Here is a 13,446-nt window from a genome sequence, read left to right as displayed (position 1 = left end):
TCGCGGGATGGCCGCAAACCTCCAGGAGCTCGTAGAGGAGCTCGCCGGCAGACTGGAGCGCTCGGTGGCGATCGACGACGCGCGGCTGCACCTTCTGGCGCACAGCCCGCATCGCGGCGACGTCGACCGCGCCCGGGCGGAGTCCATCATCCGGCGCGCGGTGCCGCGAGAGCTGGTCGACCATGTCTATACGTGCCGCGACGATGCGACCGGCCTCTACCTGGTCACGCCCCGCGCCGACCTGGGGCTCGACGACGCACGGGTCGGGTATCCGATCCTCCACCAAGGGTCGCTCCTCGGATTCGTGTGGCTGCTGCGCTCCGAAGGAACGACGGATGACGAGCACCTGGATGCCGCGGAGCGTGCCGCCGCGGAGGCAGCTGCGCTCATCCATCGCGAGCACCTGCGCGCCGGCTCCGTCCGCGACCGCGAGCGCGAACTGCTCGATCGCCTGCTGGGCGACGACGACGGCGCCCGCGCCTCAGCCGCCGCCGCGATCCGCGCGGAGGGCCTCTTCGACGCGGCCTCGTTCTCCGTGATCGTGGCCGAGGTCGCCGCGAGCGACCGGCCCCGCGGACTATCCACCGAAGCGGACCGGCTCGCGCTCGCCTCGGGCCTGGCCGCCGTGCGCAGCCGGCGCCTCCCGCAGCATCTGCTGACGCTCGAACAGGGCGACAGGGTGATCCTGGTCGTCGCCGATACCCTGGGCGACGACGCGCGTGAGCGACTCCGCGCGCTCGCAACCGGGCTGAGGGACACGGTCCTCTCGGAGTCGGGCGCGGCGCACTGCCGGGTCGGGGTGAGCCGATCCCGCAGCGACCTCGCACATGCCCGCCTCGGCGTCGCGGAGGCGCTTCGCGCCGCGCGGGTGGGCCGGCGCGTTCACACGTTGGGCTCCGTCACAGACATCGAGTCCTTGGGGGTCTACGAGCTCCTCGACCAGGTGCCGGATGACGCACTGCGGACGATGATCCACCCCGGCCTGCTCGAACTCATCGAACAGGGGTCCCGCACCGACTCGCTCGTGCAGACGCTCGAGGTCTTCCTCGACAATGCCGGTGACGTCAAGGCTGCGTCAGAGCAGCTGTTCGCCCACCGGACAAGCCTCTACTACCGGCTGCGGCGCATCCAGGAGCTCACCGGCCTCGATCTGTCCAGCGGCGATGACCGCCTGACCGCCCACCTGGGGCTGAGGATCGTTCGCCTGATGGGCCTCCACGGACCCGACGCCTGAGGCGATTCCTACAACTGCCGAAGACGGGAGGGAACGTCTTCGACCGTTCGGCGATGCCCGCGGGGTTGCCGGCGGCCTATCGTTGCTCGGACGAGACGCGACAGAGACACGGGAGCGCGCACCATGGCCCAGCCTCCGACGACCACCGCACACGAAATGGACACGGAGTCGGCCGCTCGGGAACTGCTCGACGCCACGTGGCGGGTCGTGTCCGAGACCCCCCTCGTCGCGCGTGCGCTGGGGCGAACCCTCGAGCAGGTGCCCGACATCGGGATCGCTGCGATCTCGCGGCGGACGCGGGAAGGCAAGGACATCGTCGCGCGGATCGATCGGCTCGACACGGCCGCGCTGCCCGCCGATCTCGCCCTCGATCTGTCCGTCGCCCGCACGCTGGCGACGGGGTGGACACGCTCTGAGGACTGGTACTGGCTCGCGTTCGATCCCCTCGGCGACGGATTCTTCAGCATGTTCGCCCCGTCGGCATACTCCGGCGCCTTCGTCCTGAACATCGTCCACGAGGCGCTCGAGAGCGCCAGCGTCCAGGGTCCGGCCGACGTCGAGCGGCATCTCGAGCTGATCGGCGACTACGGGGGACTCGTTCGCCAGCTCACCGAGCGCACCGCGGGTCAGGCCGATCGCGGCATTCACATGCCGGCGGCGCAGCTCGACCGGGCCCTTCCGCTCGTCGTCGGACTCAAGGACGTGGCGACGAAGAGCCTGCGCGCGGTCTCGGAGCGTTCGCTCGGCATCCTCTCGCCCGCCGCGCTGAGCCGAATCCAGCGGCGCATCACCGCGGAGGTCGAGCCGGCGTTCGACGACCTCCTCGGTCTGCTCGGGAGCGCCGATTACGCCGCACGCGCGCCCGAATCGGTCGGGCTCGGCAGCTATCCCGGCGGTGCGGAGATCTACGAGCAGCTCGTCGGGATCCACACGACGCAGCCGCTCTCGGCCGACGAGGTCCACGAGCGCGGGCACACGCGGATGGCGCGCATCGAGGACGAGATGCGGGCGCTCGTGGCGAGCGTCGGCTTCGACGGAAGCCCCGAGGCGTATCATGCGGCGCTCGCCGAGGATCCGCGCTGGCGTGCGAGCACCGACGAGGACATCGCGGCGCATTTCCAGCGCTACATCGACCGGTTCGCTCCCGAGGCGGACAAGCACTTCGGAACGCTTCCGGACGCCGGGTACAGCGTGGCGCCCCTGCCGTCGGCTGTCTCCGGTTCGATGACGTTCGGCTATTACTCGCCTCCGCAGCCCGACCGGGAGTCGGGGGTGTACTTCTTCAACGGCGCCAATCTCTCGAAGGCCTCACTGTCGATGGTTGCAACGCTGGTTTATCACGAGCTCGTTCCGGGGCATCACCTCCATCTGGCGCTGCAGCACGAGACGACCGACCTGCACCCGCTCCGGCGACACTCGGGCGCGACCGCGTTCACCGAGGGGTGGGCGGAGTACGCCGCGCGCTTCGCGGGCGAGATCGGGATGTACCGCGAACCGGAGGAGCGCTTCGGACGACTGGTGATGGAGGCATTCCTGACCTCCCGGCTCGTCGTCGACACCGGGATGAACGCCTTCGGGTGGAGCCTCGAGCGGGGCCGGGACTACATGCGCGCGCACTCGTTCATGGGCGAGACCGAGATCGAGTCCGAGACCCTTCGCTACTCGTGCGACATCCCCGCGCAGGCGCTCGCCTACAAGCTGGGAGATGACTTCCTGCATCGGCTTCGCGAGGATATCCGGGCCGAGCTCGGCGAAGATTTCCGGGTCGCCGACTTCCACGGTGCGGTGCTGGACGCCGCGGGCCTTCCGCTCCCCCTCGTCGAGCGACAGGTGAGGGGACGGATGCTGTGACCTCCATGCTCGATCGATATGACAGGGCCGCCGCTCTGGCCCCCGAGAAGATCCCGGGCCTCATGAGCAATCGACGCGTGACGCCGGTGTGGACGGGCGACGGAGACACCTTCTGGTACCGCCGCGAGAGCGACGACGGAGCGCAGTTCGTGCTCGTCGACCCGGTCGCCGCAACGAAGACCGTCGCCTCGTCCCTCGCCGAACTCGGCGTGGAGGTCGCATCGGCCGAGGTGCGTCCCGGCATCCTTCCCGGTCCCGATGGCCGGGGACTCCGCCGGCACGAGAACGACCTCTGGCTGGTGGACGGCGACGCAGAGACGCAGCTCACGTTCGACGGCGAGACCGACTTCGCGTGGGGAGAGCTCTCTGCGGACAACAACATGGTCGTGCCGTTCCGCCGGATGGGTCTGAACCTTCCGCCGGTCGGAACGGTCCACTCTCCCTCCGGACGTCGGGTGATCACGATGCGACCCGACGAGCGCGGCATGGCGTTCAAGCACATGGTCGAGAACCTGCCACCGTCGGGCGCCGCGCGTCCACAGGTGCATTCGTGGCGCGTCCAACTCGAGGACGAGGGCGAGCCACCGGCATCCGAGTGCCGTGTCATCGACCTGGACACGGGGACGTGGGTGCAGGTCGACGCGTCGGACGGGCTCGTCTCGCAGCTGATGGTGAACGGCAGCAGCGAGGTCACGTGGTCCGCCGACGAGACCCGCCTGTACCTGCTGCATCACCAGCAGGGCGGCGCTCGGGCGGCGCTCGTCGAGATCGACACCCGCACCGGCGCGCGACGCGAGGCGATCGTCCTCGACGAGGGGCCGCTCTACGAATCGAATCAGTTCCTGTACAACCTCCCGCTGATCCGCGTGCTCCCCGAGACCGGGGAGGCGGTGCTGTTCTCGCAGCGGGACGACTGGGGACACCTGTACCGCTACGACCTCGCCACCGGCGAGTGCCGCAACCGCATCAGCACGGGCCACATCGTCGTGCGCGACATCCTCCATCTCGACAGTGAGCGCCGCGAGATCACCTATCTCGCGGGCACCGCCGAGGACGGCGGAAACCCCTACTGGCGGCGCGTCTACCGCGCCGGACTCGACGGGGGCACCCAGCGCCTGCTCACGCCCGAGCCGGCCGATCACGATCTCGCGGCGCCCGAACCGCAGTTCTTCCACCTGGTCTTCGGCCAGGGCAAGCCGCCGGTGCAGAGCATCAGCCCGAGTGGACGATTCTTCGTCGATCACCAGTCGACCGTCAGCGACCCGCCGGTCATCGTGCTGCGCGACGCGGATGCCGGCGGTGACGTGGTGCTCGAACTCGAGCGCACCGATATCGGGCCGCTGCTCGACGCCGGGTATGTCGTGCCGCAGGCCTTCCGGGTCAAGGCGGACGACGGGGTCACGGACCTCTGGGGAGTGCTGTCGCTGCCAGACGATCCACACGACGGCGAGAGCATCCCGGTGATCGAGGACGTCTACGGCGGCTTTCAGACGACTCATGCGCCGCATGCCTTCATCGGCGGAAGCAAGATGTCCAGCAGGCAGGTGCACCTCCCCGCATACAACGCGCTCGGGTTCGCGGCGATCATGGTCGACGGCAGGGGCACCCCCGGCCGCGAGCGCGGATTCCGGCAGTGGACGTTCCAGCACTTCCACACGGGTCGCGGCCTGGAAGACCACGTCACCGCCATCACGGCCCTGGCAGAAAGCCATCCGCAGCTCGACCTGCGTCGAGTAGGCGTAATCGGCCACTCCTACGGCGGGTACAACGCAGCACGGATGCTGCTGATGTTCCCGGACTTCTATCGCGCCGCGGTCAGCAGCGCCGGGGTGCACGTGACGAAGAAGATGCCATACGGGAGGTGGGGCTGGCACCTCGGCACGGACGTCGACCGGAACAGCGATGCGTATGTCGGGTTGGGGAACGTGCCGCTCGCCGACCGGCTCGAAGGGGATCTGCTGATCGCCTGCGGCGAGATCGATGAGAACGCCACCGTCGATCACTCGTTCGCCCTCGCGGACGCGCTCATCCGGGCCGGGAAGCGATTCGATTTCAAGGTCTGGCCCGGCGTGAACCACTACACGCTCAGCCCGTACGCACTCATGACGTTCTGGGACCACTTCGTCCGGAGCCTTCTGGACGAGAAGCCGCCCAGCGGATTCGTACCGACACCCGGGTAAAGCGGGTGGCTCAGGCCACCGGGATGAGGAAGGCGATCAGCGCGACGACCGCGGCGATCGCGAAGGACAGCCCCGTGATCAGGAGCGCCCTGCGCTGATCCTTGCGACGGAACTCGGCTTCGTACACGGTCTCCTCGTGGCCGAGCTCCCCGAAGTTGAACAGCCCCTGCGAGGCGAACCCGACGCAGAAGTGGAACGCCGCCTGAAGGAAGCCCACCGCCGACAAGAACACCGGCACCGCGACCAGCAGCCGCCACGGGGCCGCCCACCCGAGCACGAACGCGACCACCAGGAAGAGCACCGAGACCACCAATCCGAGGTAACCGGACTTGCGCCGCCGGCGGATCTCGGCCGGGCCGATGTTGCACACCCCGGGCTGGTACACGGTTCCCTGCGTCATGAGTGAAGTATCCACCACCTAGGAGAGCACATCCTTCGTGCGGAAGCGGGCGATCGCCGCAGCGCCGAACACGACGATGTAGGCGCCCTGCAGCAGCACATTCGCCGCGAACGAGTCCCAGACGATCGGCGAGCGCAGCAGGTCGCCGAAGTCGAGCCACCGATCGGTGAACAGCCACGGGTGCAGGGCCTCCAGCTGAGGGATCGCCCCGACGATCTGGGCGGCGACCGCCAGGATCGCCGTCGCCGCCATCGCGCCGATCGGCACCGACGTGAGCGTCGAGAGGAACAGTCCGATCGCCGACAGGCCGAACAGCGACGCCGACACATACGCCCCGACGGCGAGCAGCCGCAGCAGCCCCTCACCGACCGACACCTGCACACCCGAGAGCAGCGTGACCGGGCCGACGGGGAAGAGGATCCACCCGACGAGCGTGCCGACGACGACCACGGTGACGGTGGCGGCGATGCAGAAGGCCACAGCGGAGAGGTACTTCACCAGCAGCAGCCGCACCCGACCGGCGGGGGCGATCAGCAGGTAGCGGAGCGTGCCGTGGCTGGCCTCGCCGGCGATCGCATCACCGGCGGCGACGCTGACGGTGAGAGGCAGGAAGAGCGGAATGGCGACGGTCAGCGCCGCGAGAGCGACGAAGAGCCCGTTGTCGGTGATCTGATCGAGAAAGGCAGGACCCCTGCCGGGGCGGGACCCGCCGACGATCCGGACCGCGATGCCGAGCAGGATGGGGATGAGCGCGAGCGCGCCGAGCATGGCCCAGGTGCGCCACCGCCGGAACTGGGTGGCCAGCTCATTGCCGAGTAGCTGGAGGGTGCCCGATCCGGCGCGCGCGGTCGGCGCGGCGACCTCAGGCGACGACATCGAAGCCCTCGCCGGTCAGCTCGACGAAACGCTGCTCGAGGCTCTCGCCGACCACCTCGAACCCGCGCACGCGCACACCGGCAGCCACCAGCGCCGCGACGATCGTCTCGGGCTGGGCGCTGTCGGGCATCGCCCCGGTGAGCAGATCAAGATCGGATGCCGCGTCCCGCACGTCGACCTCGACCCCCAGCGACGCGAGCACCGCGCGGGCGGCCTCGAGGTCGGCGGTGCGGAGCTCCACGCGCGCTCGTGCCCCCGCCCGACGGAAGTCCGCGAGGGTCCCCTGTGCGACCAGCTTGCCGCCGCTCATCACTCCGACGTGGGTGCACAGCTGCTCGACCTCGGCGAGCAGGTGGCTCGAGACGAATACGGTCGTGCCTTCGGCGGCGAAGGAGCGGATGAGGGAGCGCACTTCCCGTGTGCCCTGCGGGTCGAGCCCGTTGGTGGGTTCATCGAGGATCAGCAGCTCCCGCGGCATCAGCAGCGCGTTCGCGAGACCGAGTCGCTGCTTCATGCCGAGCGAGTAGGCGTGGGCCTTCTTCCTCGCCGCATGCGTGAGGCCCACCCGCTCCAGCGCCCCGGCGACACGCGCCTTCCGCGTCCGTCCCGAAGAGTGCCGGTCGGCCGCGTCGAACCGATGCAGGTTCTGCTCCCCGGTGAGGAACGGTGAGAACGCCGGACCTTCCACGAGCGCGCCCACGCGCGGCAGAACCATGTCCAGCGACCGTGGCATCGGCGAGCCGAGCACCCGCGCCTCGCCGTCAGTCGCGTTCAGCAGCCCCAGCAGCATCCGGATCGTGGTCGTCTTGCCCGACCCGTTCGGCCCGAGAAAGCCGTACACCGCACCGCGCGGCACCGCGAGGTCGACCGCATCGACGGCGGTCTGAGCACCGAAGCGCTTGGTGAGACCGGTCGTCTCGATCGCAAGCTCTGCGCCCGCAGTCGGGCGCACGGGAGTCGGCCCCGTCACCGCGGATCCGTCACCGGCGTGCCGTCAGCGACCGGTCTGAGTGGCTTCGACCAGGCGGGATGCCGGCACCGCGCCCGCCAGCACACGACCTTCATCGGTGATCAGCACACTGACGAGCGCCGTCTGCAGCACCCTGCCGCCGTCGACGGCGGTGGTGACGCTCTCGAGCATCGCGCGCTGCTCGGGGTCGAGGTCCGCGAACACGCTCTGCTCGCCCGCTTCGGAGGTGCCGGGCAGTTCGACCACCGCAGACCAGCCCTCTCCGAAGACCGTCGGGGCCGCGGCATCCGTCTTCGTCCCGTGGTGATCCGGCGGCGTGACGTCCTTCTCGGTGACCGTGATGTCGGCGCCGGGTTCGAATGCGAAGACCGCGGGGTCGGGCGCCGAGAAGTCGACCTGCGTGAAGGCGATCTCGAACGCGGGTGCGCTCGCGCCGCGAGGGGTGACGGATGCGGCGAGCGCGACGCCGTTCTCACCGTCGATGGCGAAGCGCACTTCGCCGATCAGCGTGTCGGCGGTGCGCGGCACCAGGATCAGCTCGTACACGTCGCGGCCGGCGACGCGCGAGTCGGTCCCGACCGTCACGTCGGTGGTCTCGTCGAGTCGGGTGAGAGCATCGTCGAGCATCGCGTCGGGGGTGGGCAGAGTCTCGTCCGCGTCAGGAGCGTCCGACCCCTTGGGTGCGTCGCCGGGGAGGTTCAGCTTCGTGGCCGTCTGCGTCTCGCTGTCGACGTACCAGGTCTCGCCTGCCGCTCCGTCGACGTAGACGTTGCGCTCTCCGAGCCGATCGAGCACCTGCAGGCGGGCGCTCTCACCGTCGAGGTAGAGCTTCGCCGTGTGCGAGCCGGTGACGAGCGCGATCAGGTCATCGATGTCGGCCGCCGACGACTCGTCGTCCGAGGCGCCTTCGGACCCGCCCATGGACCCGGTCAGAGCCCCCAGGTCCGGAAGTCCCAACTCCGAGGTCTGCTCGATCGTGCCGCTGAGCGCATCGACCTCGCTCGCACCGGCGAACTCGATCAGCTGCTGGACGGTCTTGTCGGGCAGGTCTACGGCCCCGCTCGCCGCCATCGGCACGAGGATCGCAGCGCCGGCCACGAGTGACACGACGATCGCCGAGGTCCACAGCACAGGGCGACGGTCGAGCACACGACGGGAACGGCTCACTCGACCAGGCTACGCCGGTCGCCGCGTCCCGTCTCCGGTCACGGCCAACGCTCAGGGTGCTGCGCGAAGGCTCATGTCGGCGGTGCGTGGGACGATCCGCAGGACGGTGGATCGGTGGGGGCGGGATGCGGGACGAGGCGACGGTGCTGCACGCCGATCTCGACGCCTTCTACGCCTCGGTCGAGCAGCGGGATGCGCCTGCGCTGCGCGGCCGCCCGGTCATCGTCGGCGGGGGCGTGGTGCTCGCGGCGAGCTACGAGGCGAAGGCGCGTGGGGTGCGCACCGCGATGGGCGGCCGGCAGGCGCGCGAGGTGTGCCCGGATGCCGTGGTCGTCCCGCCGCGGATGGACGCGTACTCCGCAGCCAGCAAGGACGTGTTCGCGATCTTCCGCGATACGACGCCGCTCGTGGAGGGGATCTCCATCGATGAGGCGTTTCTGGAGGTCGGCGGTCTCCGGCGGATAGCCGGCACACCGGAGCAGATCGCGGTGCGGCTGCGTGAGCGGGTTCGTGCGGAGGTCGGCCTCGCCATCTCGGTGGGGGTCGCGCGCACCAAGTACCTCGCCAAGGTCGCCAGCGCGGTCAGCAAGCCCGACGGGCTTCTGGTGGTCGGGCCCGACCGGGAGGAGGCGTTCCTGCTCCCGCTGCCGGTCGAACGGCTGTGGGGCGTCGGTGCGGTGACCGCCGAGAAGCTGCACCGGCTCGGCATCACCACCGTCGGGCAGCTGGCCGAGCTCGAGGAAGCGACCGCCGAGCGGCTGCTCGGCAAGGCGACGGGTGCGCACCTGCACGCGCTCGCGCGGCTGCGAGACCCGCGCCCGGTCGACACCACACGGCGACGCGGCTCCATCGGCTCGCAGCGCGCGCTCGGCAGCCGCCCACGCACGACGGCCGAACTCGACGTCATCCTCACTCAGATCGTCGATCGGCTCGCGCGCCGGCTGCGCGATCGGGACCGGACATGCCGCTCGGTCGTCCTGCGCCTCCGTTACGGCGACTTCGCCAAAGCCACCCGGTCCCGCACCATGCGCTTCTCGACCGACCGCACTGCGGTGCTGCTCGCTGTCGCGCAAGGGCTGCTCGCCGCCGCGCTGCCGGAGATCGAGGAGCGCGGCATCACCCTCATCGGCGTCTCGCTGTCGCAGCTGGGCCACGTCGAAGACCTCCAGCCGGAGCTGCCGATCGACTGGGAGGACGGCGCGCGTCTGGACACGGTGCTCGACGCGGTGCGCGATCGCTTCGGCGCGGCCTCGGTCGCCCGCGCGGCGCAGCTCGGTCGCGATCCGGGCTGGTCGACGCCGCTGCTGCCGGAGCACGAGTGAGCGAGTATGCGGGGCGGTCGCCAGGATGACGATCCGCATCGGAACGTCCGGCTGGAGCTACGCGCATTGGGATGGTGTGCTGTACCCACCGGGGCTTCCCGCCGCCGACCGCCTCGGGGCGTATGTGAAGGAGTTCGACACGGTCGAGCTGAACGCGAGCTTCTACCGTTGGCCGCCGGCGAGCCGGTTTCGCAGCTGGCACCAGCGCACGCCCGATGGTTTCGCGATGTCGGCGAAGGCACCGCGAGGTCTGACTCACGCCAAGCGGCTCTATGCGCCCGAGGTGTGGGTCGAGCGAGTCAGGGAGGGATGGCACGCACTCGGTGACACGAGGGCGGTCCTGCTCGTGCAGCTGCCCCCGACGTTCCAGCGCGACGATGCGCGGCTGTCCTACTTCCTCGACCTGGTCCCGGAGTGGATCCGCGTCAGCGTCGAGCTGCGGCATCCGTCCTGGTACGACGAGGACGTGTTCCGCCTCCTCGAACGGCACCGCGCTGCGTACTGCATCATGAGCGGCGCAGGGCTGCCGTGCGTCCTGCGCGCGACCTCGGACATCGTCTATGTGCGCCTCCACGGTCCGAGCCACGAGCACCTTTATGGCGGTTCGTATTCCGACGATGACCTGCGTTGGTGGGCCGATCGGATCCGCGAATGGGCGGATGCCGGCCGCGACGTCTTCGCCTACTTCAACAACGACGGCGACGGAAACGCGGTCCGCAACGCGCGGTCGCTGAAGCTCTTCCTCGGGCTCTGAGGCCAGACGCCCTCATTCGCGGTGGTCCGCGGGCGCGGCAGGCGGCTGGTCGTCGTGCTGCTCGCGGATGCGGCGGCCCTCCGCGACATCCTTCTCCTCCTTCTCCGCGGACTTCTCGCTCTTGCGGGTGTCACGCGGCGGCAGCTGGATGTTCTCCTCGGCGGCGATCCCGGCCTGCAGTTCCCGGCCCCGCTCCAGCTCGGCGTCGAACTCGGCCCCGAACAGCAGGGCGAGGTTCGCGATCCACAGCCACAGCAGGAAGACGACGATGCCGGCGAGCGAGCCGTAGGTCTTGTCGTAGTTGGAGAAGTTGGCGACGTAAAGGCCGAAGGCCAGCGTCGCGACCGCCAGCACCACGATCGCGAGCAGCGCCCCGATGCTGATCCAGCGGAACTTCGGCTGCTTCGCGTTCGGGGTCGCGTAATAGAGGATCGCGATGATCAGGACGACGATGAACGCGAGGACCGGCCATTTCACGATCGACCAGGTGAGCTTCGCCACCTCCCCCAGCCCGAGCGCGTTCCCGACTGCCTCGGCGACCTGGCCGGACACCACGAGGATGATCGCGGCGGCGGCGACGAGGACGATGGTGATCACAGTGACGAGAAGCTGGACGGGCTTGAGCTTCCAGAACGGGCGTCCTTCGTCGATCTCGTAGAGGCGATTCATCGCCCGGGTGAACGCACCGACGTACCCCGAGGCCGCCCAGATCGCCAGGACGATGCCGGCGATCAGGGCAAACCCCGCGGCCGGCGAACTCGCCATCTGCTCGATCGGTCCGCGGATCGCATCCGCAGTATCGCCCGGGGCGACCTGGTCGATGATCTCGAGGATGGCCGCGCTGGCTGCCTCGCCCTGGCCGACGATGCCCAGCAGCGAGAAGATCGCGATCAGCCCGGGAAAGATCGAGAGCACCGCGTAATAGGTCAGCGCTGCGGCGATGTCGGTGCATTGGTCGGACGAAAACTCGCGGACCGTCTTGCCGAGAACGTACTTCCACGACCGCTTCTCCAGGTCCGTCGGCGATTCTGGCTTGCGCGGGTCGTCGGGCGCCACGACGTCGGGCGCGTCGGCGCTGGTGGTGGGGGGATGAGCCTTCATCCGTATTTCCTACGCCCGCGGACGGTGTTCCAGACCACCCTTGCCAAGGGCTCCGAAATGTGCGGTCAGTGCCCGGAACCGGGGGTCGACAGCACTTCGCCCAGGGCGAGACTCAGTTCCGGAGCGAGGTCGCCGGCGAGGAACCCGATGCCGATGCGGGCGGTCAGCCGATCTCCCGCGCGTGCGTGTGTCCAGCTCCCCCAGACCGCGGCCCGGTCGGGGTCGACGCCGCGTGCCGCGAAGCCGGCGATCGCGCCCGCCAGCACATCGCCGCTCCCCGACGTGCCGAGCGCGGGGCCACCTTCGCCGATCTCCCAGGCCGTGCCCGACGGGGTGGCCACGACGCCGTAGCAATTCACCACGGCGTCGAACCGCCGTGCGATCTCGAGGACGTCATCGACGCGGTCCGCGCCGATCTCCCTGCCGAGGAGGATCGCGGCCTCTTCGAGATTGACGTTCAGAATGAGCGTCGACGGGAGCCGCGTGCGGTCGATGTCAGGAAGGATGCCGATCGCGAAGGCGTCGAGCACCAGAGCGGCCACCTGCGCGTCAGCGACGGCGAGCAGCGTGTCGCGCGTCTCGTCCGCGTCGTCGAATCCCGGACCGACCAGCACCGCATCAGCCGATTCCAGCTCTTCGCGCACGGCGCGCCCGAGCGGATCGGTCGCCTCGGCGGGGAGGGCGAAGATCGCCGCCTCGCGGATCGCGGTCCCGAGCTGCGCCTCGATCGAGGCTGGTGCGACCAGCCCGAGCCGCCCCGCTCCGACCCGCAGGGCGGCCTCTCCGGCGAGGAGGACTGCGCCCGGTGAGCGACGCGACCCGCCGACGACCATCACCCGACCGCGGGACTTCTTCGACTCGCCAGGATCGGGCAGCCCCCACTCCCGGAGCAGCTGCCGACCGACGGGGCTACTCGGGCTCGACATCGGGGTGCCCCGGGTGGACGGTGATCTCGGCGCCCTCACGGCGGAGGTGATCGACCGAGGCGAATTCGACCAGCTCCCACCCCCTCCCGGCCCGCACGACGTGGGTCACCGACGCATTGAGGACGGTGTTGGTCGCCGCGAACTCCAGCAGCTGCGCCTCGTCCATGGGGAGCATCAGATAGAGCAGGAGCATCACGACGGCGTCATGCGCGACGACCATCGCGCTCCCGCCCTCCATCTCCGTCGCGTCGCGCAGGAACGAACGAAGCCGCAGTGCGACATCGGCCCACGATTCACCGCCCGGGGGTCGGTGGTAGAACTTGCCGAGGTGACGGCGTCGCTCCATCTCCCCAGGCTCCAGACGGGCGACACCATGACTGGTCAGCAGATCGAGGATCCCCAGTTCGCGATCCCTGAGTCGCTCATCCACGACCACCGGGGGGTGGGGGCCGTCTTCCCCCAGCGCGATCGCGAGGGTCTGCCGGGCGCGCACATACGGCGACACCCAGAATCCGTCGATGGCTGAGCGACGCTCAGCGAGCCAGGTGCCGAGCGCCTCGGCCTGCTCCTGTCCTGTCGCGGATAGCTCGACATCGGCGTCACGGGCATCGAGCGCGATCCGGTCGACGCCCTCCCGCTCCGCGCGCGACGCCGCCTCGTTTCCG

At 69.7% G+C, this 13,446-nt stretch carries 12 protein-coding genes; 5 read left to right on the top strand and 7 right to left on the bottom strand.

The annotated features are described in order from the left end of the window. Positions 1 to 7: 7 nt before the first annotated feature. The 3 genes from ACXJ3V_RS15590 (at position 8) to ACXJ3V_RS15580 (ending at position 5,265) form a co-directional block, all read left to right on the top strand. Complete coding sequence (locus ACXJ3V_RS15590) at positions 8 to 1,234, top strand: PucR family transcriptional regulator (RefSeq protein WP_457101248.1); 1,227 nt, start codon at positions 8 to 10, stop codon at positions 1,232 to 1,234. Between the two features lie 123 nt (positions 1,235 to 1,357). Continuing rightward, positions 1,358 to 3,085: a DUF885 domain-containing protein gene (locus ACXJ3V_RS15585; protein WP_457101247.1), complete on the top strand. Its 1,728-nt coding sequence runs from the start codon at positions 1,358 to 1,360 to the stop codon at positions 3,083 to 3,085. A 5-nt stretch (positions 3,086 to 3,090) separates the two neighbouring features. After that, on the top strand, positions 3,091 to 5,265 hold the full coding sequence (locus tag ACXJ3V_RS15580) for a prolyl oligopeptidase family serine peptidase (RefSeq protein WP_457101325.1): 2,175 nt from the start codon (positions 3,091 to 3,093) through the stop codon (positions 5,263 to 5,265). 10 nt (positions 5,266 to 5,275) lie between these two features. Here ACXJ3V_RS15580 and ACXJ3V_RS15575 read toward each other — a convergent pair whose 3' ends face one another. Genes ACXJ3V_RS15575 through ACXJ3V_RS15560 form a run of 4 tightly spaced genes read right to left on the bottom strand, consistent with a single transcriptional unit; the run spans position 5,276 to position 8,678 of the window. Next, positions 5,276 to 5,665: a hypothetical protein gene (locus ACXJ3V_RS15575; protein ID WP_457101246.1), complete on the bottom strand. Its 390-nt coding sequence runs from the start codon at positions 5,663 to 5,665 to the stop codon at positions 5,276 to 5,278. 18 nt (positions 5,666 to 5,683) lie between these two features. Continuing rightward, complete coding sequence (locus ACXJ3V_RS15570) at positions 5,684 to 6,541, bottom strand: ABC transporter permease (RefSeq protein WP_457101245.1); 858 nt, start codon at positions 6,539 to 6,541, stop codon at positions 5,684 to 5,686. Continuing rightward, positions 6,528 to 7,511, bottom strand: a complete 984-nt coding sequence (locus ACXJ3V_RS15565) for an ATP-binding cassette domain-containing protein (RefSeq protein ID WP_457101244.1) — start codon at positions 7,509 to 7,511, stop codon at positions 6,528 to 6,530. Before ACXJ3V_RS15565 ends, ACXJ3V_RS15570 begins: the two co-directional genes overlap by 14 nt. A 24-nt stretch (positions 7,512 to 7,535) precedes the next feature. Beyond that, the gene (locus ACXJ3V_RS15560) at positions 7,536 to 8,678 is read right to left on the bottom strand and encodes a LolA family protein (protein ID WP_457101243.1); all 1,143 of its coding nucleotides are present in this window, start codon (positions 8,676 to 8,678) and stop codon (positions 7,536 to 7,538) included. 125 nt (positions 8,679 to 8,803) lie between these two features. On the opposite strand from ACXJ3V_RS15560, the gene dinB reads away from it, so the two are divergent. Both dinB and ACXJ3V_RS15550 read left to right on the top strand, forming a co-directional pair. Next, positions 8,804 to 10,000: a DNA polymerase IV gene (dinB, locus tag ACXJ3V_RS15555; RefSeq protein WP_457101324.1), complete on the top strand. Its 1,197-nt coding sequence runs from the start codon at positions 8,804 to 8,806 to the stop codon at positions 9,998 to 10,000. Between the two features lie 25 nt (positions 10,001 to 10,025). Then, on the top strand, positions 10,026 to 10,754 hold the full coding sequence (locus ACXJ3V_RS15550; RefSeq protein WP_457101242.1) for a DUF72 domain-containing protein: 729 nt from the start codon (positions 10,026 to 10,028) through the stop codon (positions 10,752 to 10,754). A gap of 12 nt (positions 10,755 to 10,766) precedes the next feature. Here the strand turns inward: ACXJ3V_RS15550 and ACXJ3V_RS15545 are convergent, their stop codons facing one another. The 3 genes from ACXJ3V_RS15545 to ACXJ3V_RS15535 form a co-directional block, all read right to left on the bottom strand. Then, positions 10,767 to 11,855, bottom strand: coding sequence for a YihY/virulence factor BrkB family protein (locus ACXJ3V_RS15545; protein ID WP_457101241.1), 1,089 nt, complete (start codon positions 11,853 to 11,855; stop codon positions 10,767 to 10,769). Positions 11,856 to 11,920: 65 nt separating this feature from the next. Further along, positions 11,921 to 12,781, bottom strand: a complete 861-nt coding sequence (locus ACXJ3V_RS15540; protein ID WP_457101240.1) for an ADP-dependent NAD(P)H-hydrate dehydratase — start codon at positions 12,779 to 12,781, stop codon at positions 11,921 to 11,923. After that, positions 12,765 to 13,446 (bottom strand): histidine phosphatase family protein (locus tag ACXJ3V_RS15535; RefSeq protein ID WP_457101239.1); only part of this gene is annotated, 682 nt, incomplete at its 5' end. The genes ACXJ3V_RS15535 and ACXJ3V_RS15540, both read right to left, overlap by 17 nt.

This window comes from Microbacterium sp. P5_E9 (assembly GCF_054049175.1).
Note: the sequence above shows the minus strand (reverse complement) of the source record. Positions and strands in the feature narration are given on the sequence as shown.

Bases quoted from the DNA above. Each gene is read 5' to 3' on its own strand.
- ACXJ3V_RS15590 (WP_457101248.1), top strand. From the start codon at position 8: ATGGCCGCAAACCTCCAGGAGCTCGTAGAGGAGCTCGCCGGCAGACTG.
- ACXJ3V_RS15585 (WP_457101247.1), top strand. From the start codon at position 1,358: ATGGCCCAGCCTCCGACGACCACCGCACACGAAATGGACACGGAGTCG.
- ACXJ3V_RS15580 (WP_457101325.1), top strand. From the start codon at position 3,091: ATGCTCGATCGATATGACAGGGCCGCCGCTCTGGCCCCCGAGAAGATC.
- ACXJ3V_RS15575 (WP_457101246.1), bottom strand. From the start codon at position 5,665: ATGACGCAGGGAACCGTGTACCAGCCCGGGGTGTGCAACATCGGCCCG.
- ACXJ3V_RS15570 (WP_457101245.1), bottom strand. From the start codon at position 6,541: ATGTCGTCGCCTGAGGTCGCCGCGCCGACCGCGCGCGCCGGATCGGGC.
- dinB (WP_457101324.1), top strand. From the start codon at position 8,804: ATGCGGGACGAGGCGACGGTGCTGCACGCCGATCTCGACGCCTTCTAC.
- ACXJ3V_RS15550 (WP_457101242.1), top strand. From the start codon at position 10,026: ATGACGATCCGCATCGGAACGTCCGGCTGGAGCTACGCGCATTGGGAT.
- ACXJ3V_RS15545 (WP_457101241.1), bottom strand. From the start codon at position 11,855: ATGAAGGCTCATCCCCCCACCACCAGCGCCGACGCGCCCGACGTCGTG.
- ACXJ3V_RS15540 (WP_457101240.1), bottom strand. From the start codon at position 12,781: ATGTCGAGCCCGAGTAGCCCCGTCGGTCGGCAGCTGCTCCGGGAGTGG.